Consider the following 1,155-nt stretch of genomic DNA (forward strand, 5'->3'; position numbering starts at 1 on the left):
TCACTTATTTACAATGTAAATGGAATTTCAACGAAAAACCTTCGGAACGATTGAAATACAACCGTAGATTACGGTTGGTGTGATTTGCATTCGAATTTATAGATTTTCAATCCAATAAAAATTAAAAAAACACTCAATGACCAAAAAATTCAAAACAGAAGAGAAGATGGGGTGTCAAAAAACAACAGAGGATTGGAACTTAACCGGAAGAATGATCATGGAGCACATCCAGTGTAAGATAATTGATAACGCCAAATTATGAAGCATGATCAAGGCGTAAACTGAGCAATATTGATCCGAGCAACTGCAGATTGGAAATGATCAACCTCCGGAAAAATGATCAAGTAAACATAGTTCCGGAAGCATGTGATTTATGAACTAAGTTACGGACAAATGCTTTTGGAATGGGGATTCAACGCCTATAAGGGCTCAATGATTGAAAATTCAATCGACACAGACCAAGAATACACAAACATGACAATTTCATGATCATGCTTCCTAGTTAAGACCCACCCGCTCTAAATACATCAAAGCAATCCATTTCCAGCGGATACAGACTAAATTTTGCACTCAATAGGGTAGGAACGATAAAAAAGTATGCTCTCTTGATCATTGTTCCGATAGATTGGCCACCACAAGTGTCCACTTAGACAAGTCAAAAGCGACTTAGAAACCGATGTTGAATTCCGATCTGTGGATAAGCTGTATAAGTATAATGATCATGCTTTCGAACCAATAATGATCATGCTTACAATGACTTAATGATCATCGTTCTGATATTCTGTGATCATGCTTTCTTAAGTTTAATGATCATAGTTTCGGAACCTTTATGATCATGCTTTCCAAGGCGATTTATTTTAATGCTTTAAATTCAGCCACTTATAAACAAAGTTACGTCCAGATCATTAGATCACTTAATCATTTAAGATCATATTAATCAAAAAGATCAGTTATTTAAAAGCCAATAAATTCTCTTTATTTATGATCATTCTTTCTTTATCATTCAGGAACTATAGTGAAATTACGGTTAGTGTGATACGGATCAAAAATGAAACCAGAAGAGAAATTGTTAATTAAGGCACGAAGCCACAAAGATGGTCATTTATTTGAGGTATCTGAAACAGCCGTTGAATGGATAGAACAATATCAACACTT

The 1,155-nt window shown here is 34.7% G+C and carries 1 protein-coding gene; it reads left to right on the forward strand.

The annotated features are described in order from the left end of the window. Positions 1 to 1,048: 1,048 nt before the first annotated feature. The coding region (locus tag AB4512_RS21770; protein WP_372175629.1) for a hypothetical protein at positions 1,049 to 1,155 on the forward strand (107 nt) is incomplete at its 3' end.

Origin of the sequence: Vibrio sp. 10N.222.52.B7 (assembly GCF_041474275.1) — a bacterium.
Lineage (GTDB): Bacteria > Pseudomonadota > Gammaproteobacteria > Enterobacterales > Vibrionaceae > Vibrio > Vibrio crassostreae_C.